This is a genomic window from Microbacterium sp. AC215 (assembly GCF_979258645.1).
On sequence record NZ_OZ409869.1, the window covers coordinates 3,076,021 to 3,097,659 of the forward strand.

Annotated in this window: 22 protein-coding genes; 19 read left to right on the forward strand and 3 right to left on the reverse strand. The window is 68.9% G+C overall.

Annotated features, from left to right (window positions below; genetic code table 11):
• The first annotated feature begins 27 nt into the window (after positions 1–27).
• The 11 genes from ACZZZF_RS14885 to ACZZZF_RS14935 all read left to right on the forward strand — a co-directional run bounded on the left by ACZZZF_RS14885 (position 28) and on the right by ACZZZF_RS14935 (position 10,410).
• Entirely contained in the window at positions 28–987 is a 960-nt protein-coding gene (locus tag ACZZZF_RS14885; protein WP_187250184.1) for a carbohydrate ABC transporter permease, read from the forward strand.
• 1 nt (position 988) lies between these two features.
• The gene (locus ACZZZF_RS14890) at positions 989–1,825 is read left to right on the forward strand and encodes a carbohydrate ABC transporter permease (RefSeq protein WP_187250185.1); all 837 of its coding nucleotides are present in this window, start codon (positions 989–991) and stop codon (positions 1,823–1,825) included.
• An 89-nt stretch (positions 1,826–1,914) separates the two neighbouring features.
• Positions 1,915–2,709, forward strand: coding sequence for a TIM barrel protein (locus ACZZZF_RS14895; RefSeq protein ID WP_463499308.1), 795 nt, complete (start codon positions 1,915–1,917; stop codon positions 2,707–2,709).
• Positions 2,706–4,226 (forward strand): GMC oxidoreductase, encoded by a 1,521-nt coding sequence (locus tag ACZZZF_RS14900; protein ID WP_463499311.1) that lies wholly within the window; start codon positions 2,706–2,708, stop codon positions 4,224–4,226. Before ACZZZF_RS14895 ends, ACZZZF_RS14900 begins: the two co-directional genes overlap by 4 nt.
• 67 nt (positions 4,227–4,293) lie before the next feature.
• On the forward strand, positions 4,294–4,704 hold the full coding sequence (locus tag ACZZZF_RS14905) for a C-glycoside deglycosidase beta subunit domain-containing protein (RefSeq protein ID WP_187250188.1): 411 nt from the start codon (positions 4,294–4,296) through the stop codon (positions 4,702–4,704).
• Positions 4,701–5,813, forward strand: a complete 1,113-nt coding sequence (locus ACZZZF_RS14910; RefSeq protein ID WP_463499313.1) for a sugar phosphate isomerase/epimerase family protein — start codon at positions 4,701–4,703, stop codon at positions 5,811–5,813. The genes ACZZZF_RS14905 and ACZZZF_RS14910 overlap by 4 nt, the downstream gene beginning before the upstream one ends.
• The gene (locus tag ACZZZF_RS14915) at positions 5,810–6,835 is read left to right on the forward strand and encodes a sugar phosphate isomerase/epimerase family protein (RefSeq protein WP_120493742.1); all 1,026 of its coding nucleotides are present in this window, start codon (positions 5,810–5,812) and stop codon (positions 6,833–6,835) included. Before ACZZZF_RS14910 ends, ACZZZF_RS14915 begins: the two co-directional genes overlap by 4 nt.
• A 13-nt stretch (positions 6,836–6,848) precedes the next feature.
• Complete coding sequence (locus ACZZZF_RS14920; protein WP_120493741.1) at positions 6,849–7,265, forward strand: C-glycoside deglycosidase beta subunit domain-containing protein; 417 nt, start codon at positions 6,849–6,851, stop codon at positions 7,263–7,265.
• Positions 7,262–8,470: a Gfo/Idh/MocA family protein gene (locus ACZZZF_RS14925; RefSeq protein ID WP_463499316.1), complete on the forward strand. Its 1,209-nt coding sequence runs from the start codon at positions 7,262–7,264 to the stop codon at positions 8,468–8,470. The genes ACZZZF_RS14920 and ACZZZF_RS14925 overlap by 4 nt, the downstream gene beginning before the upstream one ends.
• 54 nt (positions 8,471–8,524) lie before the next feature.
• Positions 8,525–9,541: a sugar phosphate isomerase/epimerase family protein gene (locus tag ACZZZF_RS14930; RefSeq protein ID WP_463499318.1), complete on the forward strand. Its 1,017-nt coding sequence runs from the start codon at positions 8,525–8,527 to the stop codon at positions 9,539–9,541.
• Complete coding sequence (locus ACZZZF_RS14935) at positions 9,541–10,410, forward strand: ThuA domain-containing protein (RefSeq protein WP_187250192.1); 870 nt, start codon at positions 9,541–9,543, stop codon at positions 10,408–10,410. Before ACZZZF_RS14930 ends, ACZZZF_RS14935 begins: the two co-directional genes overlap by 1 nt.
• Positions 10,411–10,506: 96 nt before the next feature.
• Here the strand turns inward: ACZZZF_RS14935 and ACZZZF_RS14940 are convergent, their stop codons facing one another.
• The 3 genes from ACZZZF_RS14940 to ACZZZF_RS14950 all read right to left on the reverse strand — a co-directional run bounded on the left by ACZZZF_RS14940 (position 10,507) and on the right by ACZZZF_RS14950 (position 13,347).
• Entirely contained in the window at positions 10,507–11,511 is a 1,005-nt protein-coding gene (locus ACZZZF_RS14940) for a restriction endonuclease subunit R (RefSeq protein WP_463499320.1), read from the reverse strand.
• A 14-nt stretch (positions 11,512–11,525) separates the two neighbouring features.
• Positions 11,526–11,936 carry a hypothetical protein gene (locus ACZZZF_RS14945; protein ID WP_315985309.1) on the reverse strand — a complete coding sequence of 137 codons (411 nt, stop codon included), beginning with the start codon at positions 11,934–11,936 and terminating at the stop codon, positions 11,526–11,528.
• A gap of 139 nt (positions 11,937–12,075) precedes the next feature.
• On the reverse strand, positions 12,076–13,347 hold the full coding sequence (locus ACZZZF_RS14950) for an ROK family protein (RefSeq protein WP_187250194.1): 1,272 nt from the start codon (positions 13,345–13,347) through the stop codon (positions 12,076–12,078).
• 130 nt (positions 13,348–13,477) lie between these two features.
• Here ACZZZF_RS14950 and ACZZZF_RS14955 point away from each other — a divergent pair, with 130 nt between their 5' ends.
• From ACZZZF_RS14955 to ACZZZF_RS14990, 8 genes are all read left to right on the forward strand, one after another.
• The gene (locus ACZZZF_RS14955; RefSeq protein ID WP_463499321.1) at positions 13,478–14,518 is read left to right on the forward strand and encodes a Gfo/Idh/MocA family protein; all 1,041 of its coding nucleotides are present in this window, start codon (positions 13,478–13,480) and stop codon (positions 14,516–14,518) included.
• Positions 14,515–15,288, forward strand: coding sequence for a hypothetical protein (locus ACZZZF_RS14960; RefSeq protein WP_463499323.1), 774 nt, complete (start codon positions 14,515–14,517; stop codon positions 15,286–15,288). The genes ACZZZF_RS14955 and ACZZZF_RS14960 overlap by 4 nt, the downstream gene beginning before the upstream one ends.
• A 95-nt stretch (positions 15,289–15,383) precedes the next feature.
• Entirely contained in the window at positions 15,384–16,400 is a 1,017-nt protein-coding gene (locus ACZZZF_RS14965; RefSeq protein ID WP_463499325.1) for a VOC family protein, read from the forward strand.
• A 79-nt stretch (positions 16,401–16,479) separates the two neighbouring features.
• Complete coding sequence (locus ACZZZF_RS14970; RefSeq protein WP_463499327.1) at positions 16,480–17,457, forward strand: fumarylacetoacetate hydrolase family protein; 978 nt, start codon at positions 16,480–16,482, stop codon at positions 17,455–17,457.
• Positions 17,457–18,455 (forward strand): cyclase family protein, encoded by a 999-nt coding sequence (locus ACZZZF_RS14975; protein ID WP_320490568.1) that lies wholly within the window; start codon positions 17,457–17,459, stop codon positions 18,453–18,455. Before ACZZZF_RS14970 ends, ACZZZF_RS14975 begins: the two co-directional genes overlap by 1 nt.
• A 45-nt stretch (positions 18,456–18,500) precedes the next feature.
• Positions 18,501–19,637, forward strand: coding sequence for an FAD-dependent monooxygenase (locus tag ACZZZF_RS14980; RefSeq protein WP_120493731.1), 1,137 nt, complete (start codon positions 18,501–18,503; stop codon positions 19,635–19,637).
• Positions 19,634–20,638 (forward strand): amidohydrolase family protein, encoded by a 1,005-nt coding sequence (locus ACZZZF_RS14985; protein ID WP_463499329.1) that lies wholly within the window; start codon positions 19,634–19,636, stop codon positions 20,636–20,638. Before ACZZZF_RS14980 ends, ACZZZF_RS14985 begins: the two co-directional genes overlap by 4 nt.
• Positions 20,635–21,612: a fumarylacetoacetate hydrolase family protein gene (locus tag ACZZZF_RS14990; protein WP_463499332.1), complete on the forward strand. Its 978-nt coding sequence runs from the start codon at positions 20,635–20,637 to the stop codon at positions 21,610–21,612. The genes ACZZZF_RS14985 and ACZZZF_RS14990 overlap by 4 nt, the downstream gene beginning before the upstream one ends.
• Positions 21,613–21,639 lie beyond the last annotated feature (27 nt).

The following is a 21,639-nucleotide window of genomic DNA, read 5'->3' on the forward strand; positions in this document are numbered from 1 at the left end:
ACGACGACGTACGAACATGAGGGAATCATGAGCCTGAGGACAGAGTCCGAGACCGAGCTGGTGATCGTGCCGAAGAGCTCGCAGAACGGACGCCGCCGCCCGCCCGCTCCGCGCAGGCCCGGTCTGCTGAAGTTCGGCCACTGGTGGTGGGCGCTTCCCGGGATCATCCTCGTGCTCGCGGTGCACTACGTGGCCACGACGATCGGCGGCTTCTTCGCCTTCACGGACTGGTCGGGAATCGGCACGTTCGCCTGGATCGGGTTCGACAACTTCGTGAAGATCTTCGGCGATCCGACGCAGATCGGCTCCCTCGGCAACACGCTCTTCCTCGCGTTCGTGTCGGTGATCCTCAGCAACATCGCCGGCCTCGCGCTGGCTCTGGGGCTGAACCGAGGCCTGAAGACCCGCTACGCGCTCCGCGTGCTCTTCTTCATGCCGGTCGTGCTCAGCCCGCTCGCGGTCGCCTACGTGTGGAAGTTCATCTTCGACTACAACGGGCCGATCAACGCGTTCCTCCGGGCACTGGGACTCGACGAGTTCGCCCGTGCCTGGGTCGCCGACCCGATGTGGGCGATCTGGACGATCCTCGTGGTGGTCGTCTGGCAGAACATCGGCTTCGCGATGGTCATCTACATGGCGGGCCTCGCCGCGGTGCCGGTCGAGATCGAAGAGGCCGCCGCGATCGACGGCGCCAACCTGTGGCAGCGCTTCTGGCACGTCACGCTGCCGTCGATCCGCCCCGCCGTCGCGATCGCGACGACACTCGGTCTCGTCAACGGACTCCGCATCTTCGACCAGATCATGGCGATGACCGGCGGGGGACCCGCGGGCGCGACCGAGACGCTCGCGACGCAGGTCTACAAGGAGTCGTTCGCCCTCGGCAACTTCGGATACGGTGCCGCGCTCGCGCTGCTGCTCACCGTGATCATCCTGGTGTTCGCCATCATCCAGCAGCGTCTGACCAACGGTCGCCCCGAGGAGGACTGACATGTTCCGCTACACGAAATTCACCGCGCTGCGCGAGGTCCTCATCTGGATCATCGCGATCGTCTTCCTGGCCCCCTTCTACTTCCTGATCACCACGGCGCTGAAGTCCGACCAGGAGGTCATCACCTCGTCGAACCTCGCGCCTCCGACCAGCCCCGACCTCGGCAACTTCGTCGAGGTGCTGACCGCTCAGGGAAACTCGAACGTCGTGCTCGGGCTGGTGAACAGCATCATCATCACCGCGGGGAGCATCCTCTGCCTCGTGCTGCTCGGTGCGATCACCGGCTACGTGATCTCCCGCAGCACCCGCCGATGGAGCCGCACCGCCTACATGCTGTTCCTCATCGCGATCGTGCTGCCGACCCAGCTCGGCACCGTGCCCCTGTACATCGGCGCCCGCACGCTCGGCCTCACCGGATCGCTCTGGGGGATGGTCATCCTCTACACCGGGATGCTGCTGCCGCTGTCGATCTTCCTCTACGCCGGCTTCTTCCGCAGTCTCGGCACCGAGTACGAGGAGGCCGCGACGATCGACGGAGCGTCTCGCACGCAGATCTTCTTCCGCATCGTGCTGCCGCTGATGTCGCCGGCCACGGGAACGGTCGCGATCCTCGCGGGGCTGATCGTCTGGAACGACTTCTTCACCTCGCTGATCTTCCTCGGCGGCTCCGCGAACCAGACCCTCCCGGTCGCGATGTACTACTACATCGGCTCGCTCGTCTCGTCGTGGAACAAGATCTTCGCGATCGTCATCGTGTCGATGATCCCGATCCTCGTGTTCTACCTCTTCGCCCAGAAGCGCTTCATCCAGGGCTTCGCGGGCGGACTCAAAGGCTGACCGCTCGGCGGTGCTCCGGCACTCGCCGTCCTCCACCGACCCCTCTCACCGCCTCCTCTGCACCGACGTCCCGTCGAGAAACGAGCATCATGTACCTTCTTGCGCCCAATATCGAGCTCCTCTTCACCGAGGCCGGCGACTACCACGACCGGGTGAGGGCCGCCGCGGCCGCGGGATTCACCGCCGTCGAGATGTGGGGGCCGACCGGAGTCGACGCTCCCGCCACCCCGAAGAACATCCCCGCACTCAAGGCAGCGCTCGAGGAGACCGGCGTGCAGCTGACCGCTCAGCTGGCCGAGCCCCGCACGCAGTTCATGATCCCGCCGTGGGACCACACCGAGTTCTTCCGCAAGCTCGACGAGGGCGTCGACATCGCCAGGGAGCTGGGCACGCCGCGCCTCGTGGTGGGCAGCGGCACCGGTTTCGGCGGCTGGAAGCGCCAGGTGCAGCTCGACAAGCTGATCGAGATCTATCAGAAGGCGATCGCGCAGATCGACGGGTCGGGGGTCACCCTCGTGCTGGAGCCGGTGAACGTGCGCGTCGACCACCCGGGCTCGCTGCTCGATCGGACGGCCGAGGCCGTCTACGTCGCCCGAGGCGTCGACTCGCCCGACTTCGGGGTGCTCTACGACATCTACCACTCGGCGGTCGAGGGGGAGGACATGGCCGCCGAGCTGGAGAACGCGGGCGACGTCATCAAGTACGTGCAGCTCGCCGACGCGCCCGGTCGGGGGGAGCCCGGCACCGGGTCGCTCGACTGGGCGGAGCGCTTCGGCATCCTCCGGGCCTCCGGATACGACGGGCCGATCGGCCTGGAGTACTACCCGCAGACCGCCTCCGAGGAGTCGGTCCGACTCATCCGAGAGGTCGCGGCGGCAGCATGAACCCGCGTGACTACCCCGCATCGGTCGACGTCGTCATCGTCGGCAGCGGGCCCAACGGCGCCGCCTACGCGCGCATCCTGAGCGAGCTGGCACCGGACGTCTCGATAGCGATGTTCGAGGTCGGGCCGACCGTGTCGGATCCCCCGGGATCTCACGTGAAGAACATCGAGGATGCCGAGCAGCGGGCTCTCGCCCAGGCGCGGTCTGAGGGGCCGGGCGAGCGCGCGGCGACGATCTCCGATCCCGGTGCGGCCAAGTCGGGGCAGCGCCGCGGACGTGCCGGAACCTACCTGCTGCCCGACGGCTATCGCGTCGAGGGCGAGGACGGCATGCCCGTCGCCGCCTTCTCGAGCAACGTCGGCGGCATGGGCGCGCACTGGACCGCCGCGTGCCCTCGGCCCAACGACAGCGAGCGCATCGACTTCCTGCCCGATCTCGACGAGCTGCTCGCCGAGGCGGAGAGACTGCTGGGGGTGACGACCGACGCGTTCGACTCGTCGCCCTTCGCGACCATCGTGCGGGAACGGCTCTCCGCCGCGGTCGACGCGGACCGCGACCACGCCCATCGGGCGCAGCGGATGCCGTTGGCCGTGCATCGCCGCGACGACGGTCGCCTGGTGTGGTCGGGGTCGGACGTCGTGTTCGGTGACGCGACGCGGACGAATCCGCGCTTCACCCTCTACGACGAGTCGCTGGTCACACGCGTGCTGACCGAGGGCGGCGCCGCGTCGGGGGTCGAGGTCCGGGATCTGCGCAGCGGAACGCTGCAGTCGGTCGCCGCCCGGTGCGTGGTCGTCGCCGCCGACGGCCTGCGCACCCCGCAGGTGCTGTGGGCGTCGGGAATCCGTCCGGAAGCACTCGGGCGCATGCTGAACGACCAGACGCAGGTCGTGTTCGCCGCGCGTCTGCGTGACGTGCACGCCGGGCCCGAGGATGCTGTCGCAGCGTCGGGCGCGCTGAGCGAGCAGAGCGGCGTCACCTGGGTGCCGTTCACCGATGCGATGCCGTTCCACGGCCAGATCATGCAGCTCGACGCCTCGCCGGTGCCGCTCGCAGAGGACGATCCGATCGTCCCCGGCTCGATCGTCGGTCTCGGCCTGTTCTGTGCCAAGGACCTGCAGTGGGACGACCGCGTCGAGTTCTCGGACGATGTCGTCGACGGCTACGGGATGCCGGCCATGACCATCCACTACACGCTCACGCCGCACGATCACGCGGTGATGGATCGTGCCCGTGAGGAGATCGCGCGCCTGGGTCGCGCTGTGGGGGACCCTCTCGACGAGCGTCCGTTCACGATGCCGGCCGGGGCCTCGCTGCACTATCAGGGCAGCACGCGCATGGGCCAGACCGACGATGGTCGCAGCGTCTGCTCGCCGGACAGCGAGGTGTGGGGCATCCCCGGCCTCTTCGTCGCGGGGAACAACGTGATCCCCACGTCGACGGCCTGCAATCCGACGCTGACCTCGGTCGCTCTCGCCGTGCGCGGAGCGAGGAAGATCGCCGGATCTCTGCGCTGACTCTTGCTTATGCAGGAAAACGACATTAGTCTGTTTAAATCAAGACAAAGTAGTCAAGGAGAAGCACGTGATCCCCGATCGCATCATCGAACAAGGCACGCTCGCCGTCGACGGCACACGCGCGTCGGTGGAGGTGCGCCTCCCCTGGTACCGCGCTCTGCCCGGCAGCTGCATCGCCGGAGCGACGCTCACCATCGACGGCGTCGAGGCGCCGTCCGACTCGCTGCGCTGGCGCATGAACGGTCGGGAGTTCCGCTTCGACGAGCTCCTCGATGAGACGGGGGAGTGGTGGTTCCCCGTCGACTCGGCGGTGCTCTCGGGCGACCTGCCGATCACGGCGGACGACGAGCACGAGGTGCGGGTCGACCTGACGCTGTACATCCCCTACATCATCATCTCGGACACCGAGACGCTGCACATCGAAGAGCACGACACCAAGACCATGACCGCGCGTCAGGCACAGGAGGTGGCGGCATGACCGCTCAGGGCACACCCATCCAGGGCGTCACGCTGTACAGCTTCACCCGCGCCTTCCACGGTCGCGAATACGACCTCGAGCAGCTGATCCGCAAGGTGGCGGACGAGGGCTACGGGCCCGGTCTCGAGATCATCGGCTTCTCGAGCTTCCGCGGCTTCCCGCACATCGAGGACTCCTTCGCCGGGTGGTTCCGCGACCTGATCGACGAGGTCGGCCTGGTCACCACCTCGCTCGCCGTGAACGCCGACATCGGCATCCATCGCGATCGTCTGCTGACGCAGGACGAGCTCATCGACTACATGACCCTGCAGATCAAGGCGGCGGCGAAGCTCGGCTTCCCGATCGCCCGCGTGCAGATCTCGATCACCCCGGACTCGATGGAGGCGCTCGCGCCGATCGCCGAGGAGCACGGGGTGACGCTCGCCCTCGAGGTGCATGCCGATCAGTACGCCTCGCATCCGCGCATCCTGGCGCTCCGCGACCGCTACGAGAAGGTCGGATCGCCCTTCCTCGGATTCACCATGGACTGGGGCGCCACGGTCTCGGGCTTCGCGCCCTCGCTCATCGAGGCCTACCGCCGGCGTGGTGCGTCAGAGGAGCTGCTGGGCAAGGTCGTCGACCTGTGGAACACCTACTACGAGCAGGGCCCGCCGGCGGATCAGGCGGTGCACGGGCAGCGCTTCGGATCCTTCATCGGACTCGCCGCCCAGAACGGTCGACCCGACCTCGGCATCGACTTCGGCATCAACGGCACCGGCCTGTTCGGACCCGCGCGCGTCGACGACTGGCTCGAGATCATGCCGTGGGTGAAGCACGTGCACGGCAAGTTCTTCGGAATCGACGAGAACGGCGAAGAGCCGTCGGTGCCGGTGCGCGACCTCATCACGCTGCTCGTCGAGAACGGCTACTCCGGTGCCGTGTCGAGCGAATACGAGGGCTGGCACTGGAACCACTGGCAGAGCCCGTTCGAGATCATCGCCGGCGAGCAGGCCGTTCAGCGCTCCGCGGCCGAGAACGCCGGCAGCCGCATGATCACCGACGCGGCCGAGGCGCACCGCGCGCTCGCCGCCCACCTCCCGCACGCTCTCACGAAGGGACTCCGCGCATGACCGACGGAATCGCCGGCACCGGCATCAAGCTGGGCATCACGCTCTACTCGCTCACCTCCGAGTTCGCCGCGGGGCTCTACACGCCCGAGACGCTCATCAAGGCCGCCGCAGACCACGGCCTGGGCCCCGGGATCGAGTTCAACATCGCGCAGATGCTGCGCACCTACCCCGATGTCGACGACGACTTCGTGCGGCTCTGGCGCGACAGCATGGACCGCTACGGGTTCGAGCCGAGTGCGATCGGCACGAACCTCGACATGGGCCGCCGCAAGGATCGCGACATGACCCCCGACGAGGAGCACGACTTCCTGGCCCGACAGCTCAAGACCGCGCACACGCTCGGCTTCAAGAAGGTCGTCATCCGCTCGCACGGCAAGGAGCTGCTGCGCAGTCTGCTGCCGTTGGCGGAGAAGTACGACCAGAAGCTCGGCTACGAGATCCATGCGCCGTCGGGTCCGAACAACCCGCAGGTGCTGCAGATGCGCGAGATGTACGACGAGCTGCAGTCCGATCGACTGGGCTTCACCGCCGACTTCTCGTCGACCATGCACTCGCTCTCGCCCACCCTTCTGCGCACCATGCGGCAGATGGGCATGCCCGAGGAGTACTTCGCCGTCATGGACGAGATCTGGCATGAGCCGACGCCCATGCACGTGCGCAATCAGAAGTTCGAGGACTTCCTGACGTCGGAGAACTTCGACTTCGCGCGCCTCGGACCCTTCACGCGCCTGGCGTTCAACATGCACGGCCTGGTGCCGCCGGAGGAATGGCTCGACATCATGCCGCAGATCTTCCACGTGCACGCCAAGTTCTACGACATCGGCCCCGACGGGGAGGAGCCCGCGATGGACATCCCCCGCATCGTGCGCCAGTTCGTCGAGGGCGGATACCAGGGGTACCTCTCGAGCGAGTGGGAGGGTCACGCGTTCTCGGACCTCGGCGAGAGCGACCCCATCGACCTCGTCAAGAAGCAGCACGACCTCATGCGTCGTGCGATCGAAGAGACCGCAGTCGCGGTCTGAATCGGAGACACTCATGGCCACTCACAACTCCCTGTTCTCCGAGAAGGACGTCCGCCGCACCGACACCGGCATCGCCGTCGCGGTGCAGCTGCCCTGGTACCGCAGCCTCTGGCTGTCGGCCGTCGACGGCGTCGCCGCCCGTGTGAACGGCGTCGATATCCCGACCGAGTCGCTGCGGTTCGAGCTCGAGGGGCGCACCTACCGCGTCGATGAGCTGCCCGAGCAGCACGAGACGCTGTGGTTCGTCGCCGAGCGCCCTGAGGTCCTCATCGACCTCGACCCGGTGCCGCAGGCGGGCGACGCCCTCACCGTCGAGGTCGTGCTGACCATGCGTCTGCTCTACATGCAGATCATGCCGGGCGTCGACGGCGGCCCCGGGCGCTACGTCACCAACCGCGTCCCGGTGCAGCGCGAGGTCGTGCTCGCATGACCCGAGAGCCGGCGACCGGCCGCACGCTGCGTGTCGCGATGATCGGCCACGGCTTCATGGGCGCGGCCCACTCGGTGGGCTGGCGTCAGGCGCCGCGGATGTTCGACCTGCCTGATGACGTGGAGATGGCCGTTCTCGTCGGTCGCACGGCCGACTCCGTGCAGCGAGCCGCCGAGCAGTGGGGGTGGGCCGAGACGTCGACGGACTGGCGCGAGGTCATCGCCCGGCCCGACATCGACATCGTCGACATCGTCACGCCCGGTGACTCGCACGCCGAGATCGCGATCGCCGCGCTCGATGCGGGCAAGCACGTGCTCTGCGAGAAGCCCCTCGCCAACACGGTCGAGGAGGCTGAGGCGATGGCGGATGCCGCCGCACGCGCGGCCGAGCACGGCGTGGTCTCGATGGTCGGCTTCACCTATCGGCGCGTCCCCGCTGCCACCTTCCTGCGCGATCTGATCGCGGAGGGGGTGATCGGGCGCGTGCAGCAGGTGCGGGCCGCCTACCGGCAGGACTGGCTCGTCGACCCCGAGATGCCGCTCGCCTGGCGTCTGCAGAAGGAGCACGCGGGTTCCGGGGCGCTGGGAGACATCGGCGCCCACATCATCGACCTCACGCAGTTCGTCACGGGGCAGACGGTGGAGGCCGTGACCGGCGTCACCGAGACGATCGTGTCTCGACGTCCGCTGAGCGCGGGGGGATCCGGGCTGTCCGGCACTGCCGGGGCGGGCTACGGCGACGTCACCGTCGACGATCTCGCGCTGTTCACCGGCCGGCTCTCGGGAGGGGCGCTGGCCTCTTTCGAGGCCACGCGCTTCGCGACCGGCCGCAAGAACGCGCTGACGATCGAGGTGTCGGGAGACCGGGGCGCACTGGCGTTCGACCTGGAGGACCTCAACAGTCTGCAGTTCTACGACCGCACCCTTCCCGACGACCGACAGGGCTTCACGAAGATCATCGTCACCGAGGCGGCGCACCCCTACGTCGCCGCGTGGTGGCCCGCGGGCCACATGCTCGGCTACGAGCACGGCTTCACGCATCAGGTGGTCGATCTGGTGCGCGGGATCCACGACGGCACCGCACCGCATCCGAGCTTCGCGGAGGGTCTCGGAGTCCAGCGGGTGCTCGATGCGGTCGCGCGCAGCGCGGCTGACGATGCGGCCTGGGTGCGCGTGCGCACCGAGGCGCCGGTCGGCATCCGCTGAGTCCTCCACCCACCGCAGTCACACATCGCCATCCGTTCTACGAAGGAGTCGTTCATGGCACGTCCGATCACGTTGTTCACCGGTCAGTGGGCCGACCTCCCGTTCGAGGAGGTCGCGCGTCTGGCGGGGGAGTGGGGGTACGACGGACTCGAGATCGCCTGCTGGGGTGATCACATCGACGTCTCCCGCTGGGACGACGACGCCTATGTGCAGAGTCGTCGCGACATCCTCGAGCGCAACGGCCTGGGGGTATGGGCGATCTCGAACCATCTCACCGGGCAGGCGGTGTGCGACGATCCGATCGACGTGCGCCACCGCGACATCCTGTCGGACCGGGTCTGGGGTGACGGAGACCCCGAGGGCGTGCGTCAGCGGGCCGCGGAGGATCTGAAGGACACCGCCCGGTTCGCGGCGAAGCTCGGCGTCGCCACGGTGAACGGCTTCACGGGATCGAGCATCTGGAAGGCCGTGGCGATGTTCCCCCCGGCATCCGACGAGTTCATCGCCGCCGGATACCGCGACTTCGCCGACCGCTGGAATCCGATCCTCGATGTGTTCGAGGAGGTCGGGGTGCGCTTCGCTCTCGAGGTGCACCCCTCGGAGATCGCCTACGACTACTGGACCGCGAAGGCGACCCTCGACGCGATCGGGCATCGCACGAGCTTCGGGTTCAACTTCGATCCTTCGCACTTCGTCTGGCAGCAGCTGGACTCCGTCGCGTTCGTGCTCGACTTCGCCGAGCACATCTTCCACGTCCACGTGAAGGAGTCGATCACCAACCTCGACGGCCGCAACGGCGTGCTGGGCTCGCACCTCGCGTGGGCCAACCCGCGCCGCGGCTGGACGTTCGTGTCGACCGGCCACGGGGCCGTGAAGTGGGAGCCGCTGTTCCGTGCGCTCACCGCGATCGGCTACACCGGCCCGACGAGCGTGGAATGGGAGGACGCCGGCATGGACCGCCTGCACGGCGCCCCGGAGGCGCTCGCGTTCGTTCGCGGGCTCGCCGCGATCACGCCTCCGGATGCCGCCTTCGACTCGGCGTTCTCCTCGAAGGTCGAAGAGACCGCCTGATGGCCGACGTTCTGAACGTGCTCATCCTCTCGGGGCACATGACGATCGAGCACGACAACGAGCACCGCAGCTTCCGCACCCACAATCAGTGGCTGACGACGCTGCTCGAAGACACCGGGCGCTTCCGCGTGCGCGTGATCGAAGATCCGCGCGGCCTCGGCGCCGAGATCATCGACAAATACGACGTGATCATCGTCGTCTTCGAGGGGCGGGACGGCTACCACGACAGGGCCGTCGGCTTCGGGCCGGAGACGGATGCCGCGCTGCTGCGATTCGTGCACGACCGGGGCAAGGGCATCGTGTGGTTCCACGGCTCGGCGGTGCAGGAGGATGACTGGGGCTACCCCGAGGAGTACAACGTCATGCGCGGTGCGAAGCTCAGCGTGCCGACCGGCATCCGTCCCCGTCCGTGGGGTGAGGCGCTGCTGCGCACGACGGAGCCACGTCACGCGATCACCGACGGCATCACCGAGACGTGGACCGTGACGGGCGACGACATCCTCGTCGGGGTCGAGCTGTATGAGGGTGCGCAGGTTCTGCTGACGACCTTCGACGATCTCGAGTCGTACGAGAAGGCGCCCGTCTGGCCGATGTCGCACTATCCCGTCGCGATTCCCGCGGAGGGCATCGCAGCGCTGCCCGGGATGAACACCGATCAGCCGATCGCCTGGATCAACGACTACGGCTCGGGCCGCAGCTTCACGATCACCATCGGTCACGACATCGACACGTTCCGGCGCATCGAGTTCATCAGGATGTTCCCGCGCGGCGTCGAGTGGGCGGCCACGGGCGAGGTGAGCCTCGAGGGGCCGGATCGGCGCGGCGACCGTCGATTCCTGCCTTGGCCGTACTACAACCGCGAGGGCTGACCGCGACCTCGAACAGGCGACGGCCTCGAGCATCCGATCCGGAGGCTCGAGGCCGTGTTCGTGCGCCGTGTTCGTGCTCCTGTGTTCGTGCGCCGGTCAGACGCGGGCCGACGAGACGCCGATCCCGAGCGCCGTGCGGGCCAGTGCCAGGTGCGCGCGGGTCATCTCGGCCGCGTCGTCGTCGAGCCATTCGAGCCCGCCCCACTCGCTCGTGAAGGTGCCGCGGAAGTCGCGCCCCGCCAGCTCGGCGCCCAGAGCCCGGATCGGCGTGGAGATGCGGTGGTCCGCGTCGTCCAGATCCCAGAACTTCAGATGGAAGGCACCGACGAGCGGAAGGATGCCGCGCAGCTCCGCGGCATCCGAACGCCCGAAGCGCACGAGCATGTCCATGTAGAGCGTGTGCACCGGGCCGGGCACGCCGCCCGACCGCAGCAGATCCATCACGGCGTCATGCGTCTCGGCCTCGCGCCAGTCGTGGGTGAGCCGGGAGATCAGCTCGGGCGGGATCCCGCCCGAGCTCAGGCGCTCGAGGTAGGTCGTGGGCAGCGCCGGCATGAGCATGCTGATGTCGATCAGCAGCCGAACGCGAGGGTCGTCGATCGCCGCGACGGTGTCGTAGTCCGCAGTGTGGGCCGAGGGGGTCTGGCGGCCCTGCGCTTCTTCGAACAGCACGAGGTCGAGCTCATGGAGGTGCGGCAGCAGGTCGGCCAGCAGCGCGGGACCCGCCTGTCCGATCGGCAGACGGAGTCCCGAGGCGCCCAGTCGATGCGCGGCCCGCAGCTGAGGCAGCAGGAACGCGAGTCTCTCGGCGTCGCTGAGCCGTCGGGCAGGCAGGTCCCAGTCGTCGATGCTCGCGCCGACGATGCTCACCCGACCGCCCACTGCGGCGAGCGACTCGCGCAGCGCTTCGGCCTCGGCGTCGGTCGGCACCGGATAGGAGCGCCACAGCTGGCCCAGCTCGACCTCGATGACCGAGGCGATGCCCTCCGCCACGATTCCGATCGCGATGTCCGGAGCGGTGCGCTCTGCACGCACGATCTCGGAGGACCAGTTGAAGGCGCTCGCAGAGAGCGTCCAGTCGGAGGGGAGTGCGGTCGTCATGTGCGGTCTCCGGGTCAGGCGACGTCGCGTGCCGCATCGGCGCTGGCGCCCGGGGTCACGGTGTCGAGGTCGCGGGCGAAGTGGAAGGGAAGGATCAGAGGACCGTCCGGGCCCGTCTGCAGGTAGGGGACGGCCAGACGGAAGGAGACCCGCACCGAGTGCGTGCCCGCGGAGAGACGCCGTCCGAGCCGCAGCGCGAGCCGGTCCTGCACGAACCACCAGCCGTCCTCGTGCGCGAGGTCGGCGGGCGCGATGTCGCGCTGACCGAGAACGACACGGAGGTGCGGAACCGGCACGCCGTCGATGTGCACCTCGACGTCTCGCACGGCGGCGAGGGGCAGCGCCCGGATCCACGGCAGTGCGAGCCTGAGGACAGCGCCGGTCGCATCCTCGACGAGCGAACTCGCCGTCAGCGCGTCGAGCACGGTGCGCCTCTGTGGTCTGCGGCGGCATCCGAGCACTCGCCCGGCATGGCATGCATCATCTTCGACGCCTCTCGTTCGACTTCAGTTCAGAACATACCTGCTTATGTCTGAAATAGGAAGAAGTGCGAGAGTGAGGGACTCAGTCCACCGAGTGGATGCGCGCGACCGTCGGCGCCCCGTCGGCGAACCACCGGGGGAAGGTCTCGTCGAACAGCTCTTCCCGAGCGAGCGCGGCGCCACCGCGCAGGGGCTCGCGCTGGTCGTTGAGCGAGTTCACGATCGACAGGTCGCGCGTCGCGAGAGGCAGGGAGAGCTCGTAGACCCGCTGCCGCACCTCCGCCAGGAAGAGCTCGCCCGCGGCGGCCACGGCGCCGCCGATCACGATGATGCTCGGGTTGAACACGTTGACCAGGGTCGCGATCGATTCGCCCGCCACCCGCGCGGACTTGCGGATCAGGGAGATCGCGAGGGCGTCGCCGCCCTCGGCGGCGCGGGAGATCGACTCCGGCGTGATTGCCTCTCCGTCGGCGACCCGCTTCGCCAGAGCTCCACCGCCGCCCTCGTCGAGCGCCCGCTGAGCGTCGCGCACGAGCGCCCAGCCCCCGGCCACGGCCTCGAGGCAGCCGACCTTGCCACACCGGCACAGCTCTTCGGAGTCGAGGACGCGCACGTGACCGATGTCACCGGCCGCGCCGTTCGCGCCGCGATGCACGCGCCCACGAGAGAGGAGCCCGGCGCCGATTCCCGAGCCGATCTTGCAGTAGATGAGGTCGATGCTGTCGTTCTCGCGACGCTCGCGCTCACTGAAGGCGAGGATGTTCACGTCGTTGTCGACCCATGTCGGGGCGTCGAAGCGCTCCTCGAACCGGGTGCGGATGTCGAAGCCGTTCCAGCCGGGCATGATGGGCGGCGCGACCGGGCGGCCGGAGGTGAAGTCCACGGGGCCCGGAACGCCGACGGTGATGGCCCAGACGGGCGTGCCGGGCGCGGCGTCCTCCGCGACCAGGCGGTCGATCATCGACATCGCCTCGTCGAGGGTCTCCTCGGGTCCCCGGGCGATGTCCCAGGCGCGATGCGAGTCGGCGAGGATCGCGCCGTCGAGGTCGGCGAGACCCACGTGGATGTGCAGGGCTCCGAGCGCGCAGACGATCACTCGCCCGCGTTCGGCGCGGAAGCGCAGCGTGCGTGGCGCTCTGCCGCCGGACGACGGCGCGAACTCCCCGTCCTGCAGGAACCCGACTTCGATCGCGTGGTCGACCCGCTGGGCGACGACGCCTCGCCCCAGTCCGGTCAGGCGACCGATCTCGGGTCTGGTCACCGCCTCGCCCGTGCGAACGAGGTTGACGATGCGCAGGAGACTCGTCATCTCATCGGTCTGCGCGCCGAATCGGAGGGTGGACTCACTAGCCATACCCGATTTTCACACAGGGTCTGCCGGATTCCGCGTTCATCGCGTCATCTATTGTCGTGCGCGGACAGACTTAAGTACAGTTTCAACATAAGCTGATGGAGGCCTGATGCTTCCCGAGAGGAACGATCTCATGACGAGAGGCGTCGGAATCATCGGAGCGGGCCCGGGGGTGTCGGCCCTGCATCTGCCCACCCTCGATCGCCTCCCGGAGCTGTTCCGCGTCGTGCACATCGCCGACGGCGGCAGCGGACGAGCCGAGGCCCTCGCCGAGCGCACAGGAGCGCGGTACTCAGCGGGCACGGCGGCGCTTCTCGCCGATCCCGAGGTCGAGGTGGTCGCGATCTGCTCGCCCCCTGAGCAGCATGCGGCTCAGATACTCGATGCGGTGGCCGCCGGCGTGCGCGCGATCCTGTGCGAGAAACCCATCGCGCTCACCAGAGACGACGCTGATGCCGCGATGGACGCATGCCGTCGAGCCGGCACGGCGCTCGTCGTCGGGACGAATCACCTCTTCGATCCGGCATGGGGCAGGGCTCGGCATCACATCGCCGCCGAGCAGGCTCCGGTGCGCGCGGTCTCGATCACCGTCGCGCTGCCGCCGAACGGCCGATACCACGACGTCGTCACGGAGTCACTGCCGGGTGCCGCACCTGCCCGACCCGCGCCGGACTGGAAGGATCCGGGGTTCTCCTCGGCCGTGGTCCGGCAGCTGATCCTCGGCCTCGGCATCCACGATCTCCCCCTGCTGCGAGACCTCGCGCCGCGTGTCGATCGGGTGGTGTTCGCGCGTCCCGTCGCCCCCATCGGGTACTGCGTGGGATTCATCGCCGGCGACGTGCTCGTCCGCCTCACCGCGGTGATGCTGCGCGAGGGGGCGGAGGCGCTCTGGCGCTTCTCGGTCGCGACCGGACGCGATCTGATCGACATCGAGTTCCCTCCGGCTTTCGTGCACGACGGCAGCGCGCGAGCACGAGTGCGCCATGTCGACGGCCGGGTGTCGGAGTACCCGCCGCTGCCCGATGACGGCTATCTGGCCGAGTGGCGGGCGATGGCGTCGCTCGCCGCGGGCGCCGACGCGGTCGAGTACGACGAGATGCTCGCCGATGCGCACTACGCGATCGACCTGGCGGATGCCGCAGCCACCGCCGTGCGCGAGGGGATGACGCGATGATCGGGGTCACCGGAGCGACGGCCGGATATGCGGCGGCACTCGCCGAGCTGCCACTGCGAGCGCGTGCGACCTCCACGGCCTCCGGTGCGGTCGTCGTGGTCGACGGCGCCTCGGGGTGGCCGGGGCGGGCGGTCGAGGCCGTGCGCCGGGGCGCGGTCGCGGTGCTCGTCGGGAATCCGGTCCCGACGGATCCGGCGGAGATCGGCGATCTCGAGGCTGTCGCCGAGGGCGCACCGGTGGTGCTGGACCGTCCGTGGCTGCGGGCCGACGTCGTCGCCGACGCGGCGGTCGCCGTCCCGGCGCGTCAGCTGACCGTCGATGCAGCCGGAGCGGCGCCAGCGATGGGCGAACTGACGAGGGATGCGGTCGGCTGGCTGCGGGTGCTCGGCGGAGGCGATCTCGTGCTGCGGACGGTAGCGGCGCTGCCGCACGGGCTGATCGCCCTGCTCGAGGAACCGACGTCGGGAACGGCGGCCGCGCTGACGGTCTCGGCGCTGGTCGGCCGAGGGCGACCGCGGCTCCGGGCACTCGCCGTCGGAGAGACGCGCATCGAGGTTGATCTCGACGCGGCGACCGATGTGAGAAGCGTGGAGTCGAGCAGCGCCGACGGCGTGCTGCGCCTGCCTCGGCGGCATGAGTCGGGTGAGCGGCTCGCACTCCGTCGAGCGATCGACGCAGCGCTGCAGGGCACGCTTCCGGCGGATGTCCGGGAGTTCCGGCACGACGTGCAGCTCGCTGAGGGGATGTGGGGAACGGATAAACGAGGCTGATTCCGCGCATAGCCACATCGGGATTCCTGAATAGCCGATATCCGACAAAAGTAGATCGCGGGGCAGGTCCCAAAGCCCCCACGAAAGGATCGAAGATGATCAAGCTGCTTTCCCACCTGTCCTACGTGGCGATCACGACGCCGGACGTCGAGGCATCGGTGGAGTTCTACAAGACCCAGGTCGGTCTCACCGAGGTGGCCCGCGAAGACGGTCGCGTCTACCTGCGCTGCTGGGGTGACTACTACGCCTACTCGGTGGTCGTCGTCCCCGGAGACGAGCCGTCTCTCGAGACCATGGCCTGGCGCACGTCCAGCGCCGAGGCGCTCGAAGAAGCCGCGAAGCGCATCGAGGCCGCGGGGATCCAGGGCGAGTGGATCGACGGATTCAAGATCGGCCGTGCCTACCGCTTCACCGGTCCCTTCGGCCACGACATGACCCTCCACTGGGACGTCGAGCGCCACCAGTCGACGACGGACGCCGCCTCGATCTACCCCGACCGTCCCGAGAAGCGCAGCAAGATCGCCGGCGCCCCGCGTCAGCTCGACCACGTCACGGTGGCGACGAGCGATGTCGACGCCTTCGTCGCCTGGTACGTCGACGTGCTCGGCTTCCGCTTCATGGCGCGCACCGTGCTCGACGAGGCGCCGATCTCGGTGTTCTCGGTGCTCACGACCAACGAGAAGTCGCACGACCTCGGCGTCGTGCTCGACGGATCCACGCGCGCCGGTCGGGTCAACCACTACGCGTTCTGGGTGGACACCCGCGAAGAGCTGCTGATCGCCGCCGACACCCTGATGGAGAACGGCATCCCGATCGAATACGGCCCCAACATCCACGGCATCGGGGAGCAGACGTTCCTCTACTACCGCGAGCCGTCGACGCTGCGCATCGAGCTGAACACGGGCGGCTACCGCAACTACGTCCCGGACTGGGAGGCGAACACCTGGAAGCCCTCGCTCGGCTCGAACAACTTCTACCGCAACGGAGCGATGCCGATGTCGATGACGGAGTCGTTCCCGCCCGCGGACGGCCCCTCCGCCACCGAGGAGGGCGTGCCCGACGAGATCAAGGAAGCGCTCTTCAACCCGTACGCCAAGCACGGCCAGGGCTGAGCGCCCGTCCGGGGCGGACGTCGACGTCCGCCCCGGAACCTCCGTGGAGCCATACTGAACGACAAAGGATCGACCGACGATGACGACGACGACAACAGCACCCGACGCACCCTTCGCACTGGCGCGCTATCGCGACGACGAGCGCGTGCGTCTCGGCCTCGCGGTCGGCGAGCGCATCCGCCCGCTCTCGTCCGAGGAGCTCGGAGCCGACGGGCTCAACCAGTTCCTCGCGGCCCCCGACTGGGACAGACTGCACGCGATCGCCCGGAGCGACGGGCCGTGGATCCCGCTCGCGGAGGTCACCCTCACCGCTCCCGTCGAGCCGCGTCAGGTGCTGCAGACCGGCGCGAACTACCGCGAGCACGTCATCGAGCTCGTCGCAGCCGGCCTGACCCAGAACTCCGATCGCACGCCCGACGAGGCGCGGGAGTTCGCCGCCACCATGATGGACGACCGCAAGGCGAACGGCGAGCCCTACTTCTTCATCGGCCTGCCCGCCGCGGTCGTCGGGGACGACGTCCCCCTCGTGCTGCCCGCGTACAGCGAGGTGCACGACTGGGAGCTCGAGCTCGCCCTCGTGATCGGCAAGGAGGCCTTCCAGGTCTCGCGCGAGGACGCCTGGGAGCACATCGCCGGCTACACGATCGTGAACGACGTGACGACCCGCGATCTGGTCTTCCGCAAGGACATGAAGGAGATCGGCACCGACTGGTATCGGGCCAAGAACGCACCCGGATTCCTGCCGACCGGTCCGTTCCTCGTACCGGCACCGTTCGTCTCGGCGAGTGACGCGGCGGTGCGCCTCGACCTCAACGGGCAGACGATGCAGGACGCATCGACCAGCGATCTGCTGTTCGACATCCCGGCGCTGCTCTCGGCCGCGTCGCAGACCCACCCGCTGTACCCCGGTGACCTGCTGCTGACGGGCAGCCCTGCCGGCAACGGCCAGCACTGGCGGCGGTTCCTCCGCGACGGAGACGTCATGACCGGCACGATCGCCAACCTCGGCACCCAGGTCGTGCGCTGCGTGGCCCAGAAGACGGACGGGGCCTCGTGATGGGGACGCCCTCCGAGAATCCGGCCGATCTCGACCGCGCCGACCCCGAGTCCGAGATCGCGGCCCGGGCGACGGCCTATCGCAACTGGGGGCGCTGGGGGAGCGACGACGTGCTCGGCACCCTCAACTTCATCGACGACGCCGTTCGAGTGAAGGCCGCGTCGCTCGTGTCCTCCGGCCGGGTGGTCTCGCTCTCGCAGCGCTTCGACACCGACGGCCCGCAGAAGGGGTGGCGCAGGCGTACCAACCCGGTGCACACCATGACCGACACCGGTGTCGACGCCGAGCGCGGCAACCAGGGTTTTCCGCACGGCATCGGCGGGGCGGACGACGTGATCGCGATGCCCCTGCAGTGCTCGACGCAGTGGGACGGCCTCGGCCACATCTTCGACCACGGCAACGCCTGGAACGGGCGACGGGCGGGCGACGTCGTGACCAGCGAGGGCGACCTCGTCACGGGCATCGAGCACGCGGCATCCGTCATCGTCTCGCGCGGGGTGCTGCTGGACGTCGGCCGACACCTGTTCCCCGAGACCGGTGAGCTGCCGGACGGTCACGCCATCACGGTCGCGGATATCGAGGCGACGATCGCCGCGCAGGGCGCTTCCAGCGTCGTGGGGCGCGGCGACATCGTCGTGGTCCGCACCGGACAGTACGCACGCACCCGCCGCGAGGGCTGGGGCGACTATGCCGGGGGACCGGCGCCCGGACTGTCGCTGACCACCGCGGGGTGGCTGCATCGCACGGAGATCGCGGCCATCGCGACCGACACCTGGGGGTTCGAGGTGCGTCCGAACGAGTTCGACGTGCCGGCCTTCCAGCCGCTGCACCAGGTCGTCATCCCGAACCTCGGCCTGACGATCGGCGAGATGTGGAACCTCGATGAGCTCGCCGAGGCCTGTGCCGAGCGCGGCCGGTGGGACTTCCTCCTGTCGGCGCCGCCGCTCCCGATCACGGGGGCCGTCGGCTCGCCGGTCAACCCCGTCGCCATCCTCTAGTCCACTCACACCCGCACGATCACCCAGAACAGAGAGGTTCTGCTCATGACCGCAGTTCGCAAGGTCGCGATCGCCGGCACCGGCGTCGCCGGACTCGCCGCCGCCATCCAGCTCGCCAAGGCCGGCGTCGAGGTCGACGTCTTCGAGGCGAAGGACGCGCCGTCCACCCTCGGGTCCGGCATCTCGCTGCAGGGCAACGCCCTGCGCGTGTTCGATGCGCTCGGCGCGTGGGACGACATCCGCGCGGCGGGATTCCCGTTCGAGGGACTGAATCTGCGCGCACCCGGTCCCGGCGCCCCGATCGTGGCGGCGCTGCCGGACGTCAAGACCGGAGGCCCCGACTACCCGGCCGCTATGGGCATGCCTCGCGCCGAACTGACGAGCATCCTGCTCGAGCACGCGCGCGCGGCCGGAGCCGACGTGCGCTTCGGTGCGAAGGTCACCGGAGTCGAGCAGCATGGTCCCGACTCCGTCGAGGTCGTCGTGAACGGAGGGTCGGCAGGCGAGTACGACCTGCTGATCGGCGCGGACGGGCTGCACTCCGCCGTGCGGGACCTCGTCGGGATCGAGACCAAGCCGGAGCCGACCGGGATGGGCATCTGGCGCGCGTTCGTCTCGCGCCCCGCCGACGTCGAACGGTCCGAGCTCTACTACGGCGGGCCCATGTACATCGCGGGGTACACGCCGACCGGTGAGGACACCATGTACGCGTTCCTCGTGGAGGACGCGCAGGATCGCTTCGGGGTCTCCGGCGAGGAGGCCACGCAGATCATGCTCGAGGCGTCGCGTGCCTACGACGGTCCGTGGAACTCGATCCGCGCCGATCTCGAGGCGGGCGCCGTCGCCAACTACACCTGGTTCACCCAGCACGTCGTGCCCGCGCCGTGGAACCGCGGGCGGGTGATCGTGATCGGCGACGCCGCGCACTCCTGCCCTCCGACTATCGCCCAGGGCGCTGCGCAGGGGCTCGAGGACGCCTTCGTGCTCACCGAGCTGCTGACGACGCGGGATGCCGTGGACGACTCGCTGTTCGACGAGTTCCACGCGCGTCGCCTGCCTCGCGCGCAGGCCGTCGTCGAGGCCTCGGTGCAGCTCGGCCGCTGGCAGCTCGAGCACGATCGCGACGCCGACGCCGGCGGACTCATCTTCGGCATCGCGCAGAAGATGGCGGCACCGGCATGACCACCGACGTCCATGCTCACGTCCTGCTGCCGTCGCTGCAGGCCGAGGTCGAGCGACGCGTGCCCGACCTCGTGCGCGAGGCCGCCGCACTCGAGCTGACTCGGAACGGTGCCGAGAGCCTGGCTGTCTCGGGCCCGATGGTGGGCGCGCGCATCCCCCAGCTCACGTCCGTGCCGGTGCGTCTCGCCGACATGGATGCGCAGGGCGTCGACGTGCAGTGGGTCAGCGCCTCACCCAACCACTTCTACCCCTGGGCTCCCGAGGGGCTGGCCGTGTGGGCGGCGAACGAGGCCAACCGACTGGTCGCCGAGCACGTGGCGCAGGCGCCCGAGCGGCTCATCGGTCTCGGACTCGTTCCGCTGCAGCACCCGGAGCGCATCGTCGAGTGCCTCGACGACGCGGTGCTCGGCCGGGGTCTCGCCGGTGTCGAGATCTCGTCGTTCGCCGGCGACGTGGAGCTCTCGGATGAGCGACTCGAGCCGTTCTGGGCACGGGCTGCCGAACTGGGCGCCGTCGTCTTCCTGCATCCGTTCGGCTGCAGCCTCGACGAACGACTCGATCGGTTCTACCTGTCGAACACCGTCGGGCAGCCGGCCGAGAACGCCGTCGCGCTCTCGCACCTGATCTTCGCGGGTGTGCTCGACCGGCATCCGCAGCTCACGATCGTCGCGGCCCACGGCGGCGGCTACCTGCCGCTGTCGATCGGGCGCTCGGACCGCGCATGGACGGTGCGTCCCGAGGCTCAGCGCTGCGCGCACGCGCCCTCGACATATCTCTCGAAGATCTGGTTCGACACCGTGGTGCACGACCCCGACGCGCTGCGGCGACTCATCGAGGTCGCGGGGGAGTCGCGCGTGCTGCTCGGCAGCGACTATCCGTTCGACATGGGGCTCGACGACCCGGTCGACTTCGTGCGGGGGTCGGGGCTCGAAGCCGCGGTCGTCGACCGCATCCTCGAGGAGAACGCCGCACAGCTTCTCGGGCGGCGGGTGCGGGCATGAGGATCGCCCGCTGGAGCATCGACGGCGAGGTCGGCGAGGGCTTCGTCGAGGGCGATCGGGTGGTCTCCTTCCCGCGCCGGCTGCGTGTGGCCGATGTGCTCGCGCTCGGGCTGGACGCCGCGCGCGACCTGCACCGCGAGGTCGAGGGCGAGATGGGAGCGGCGCTCGCCGAGGTGACCCTGCTCGCTCCGGTCGTGCCCGCGTCGGTGCGCGATTTCGTGGCCTTCGAGGAGCACGTCGAGGGAGTGAGTGCCGGCGTCGAGGGCAAGAGCGACGTGGCGCCGGAGTGGTACGACGCGCCGACCTTCTATTTCGGCAACCCGCACACGATCCTGGGGCCCGCGGAGGTGCTGCATCCGCCGGTGACCGAACGACTCGACTTCGAACTGGAGGTCGCGGTCGTGATCGGAGGCGCCCCGGGGGTCGGGGAGTCGAATCTCGACGCCGGGGCGGCGGCCTCGCTGATCTTCGGATACACGATCATGAACGACTGGTCGGCCCGCGACCTGCAGGCCCGCGAGATGAAGGTGCGCCTCGGTCCGTCGAAGGGCAAGGACTTCGGGATGAGCCTGGGGCCGTGGATCGTCACGGCCGATGAGCTCGAGCCGTATCTCGACGACGACGGTTTCCTCGCGATCCGCGCCGAGGTCTTCGTGAACGACGAGCTGATCGGCGAGGACCTCGTCTCGAACGCCGGCTGGCCGTTTCCCGAGTTCGTCGCCTATGCCTCGCGGAACTCGCGGGTCGTGCCGGGCGACGTCCTGGGCAGCGGCACGGTCGGCAACGGCGGGTGCCTGGGCGAGCTGTGGGGGCGCAACGGCGCGCTCACGCCACCTCCGCTCGTCGACGGCGACGTGGTGCGCATGGTGGTGGAGGGGATCGGTGAACTCGTCGGGAGAGTGGGCGCGCCCGTCACCGCGCCCGCGGTGCCGCGTGCCAGGAGCCGATCCCGTGCGCGTCGGCGTGCACTTTAGTTGAAAACCGACTAAAGATCCCGTATG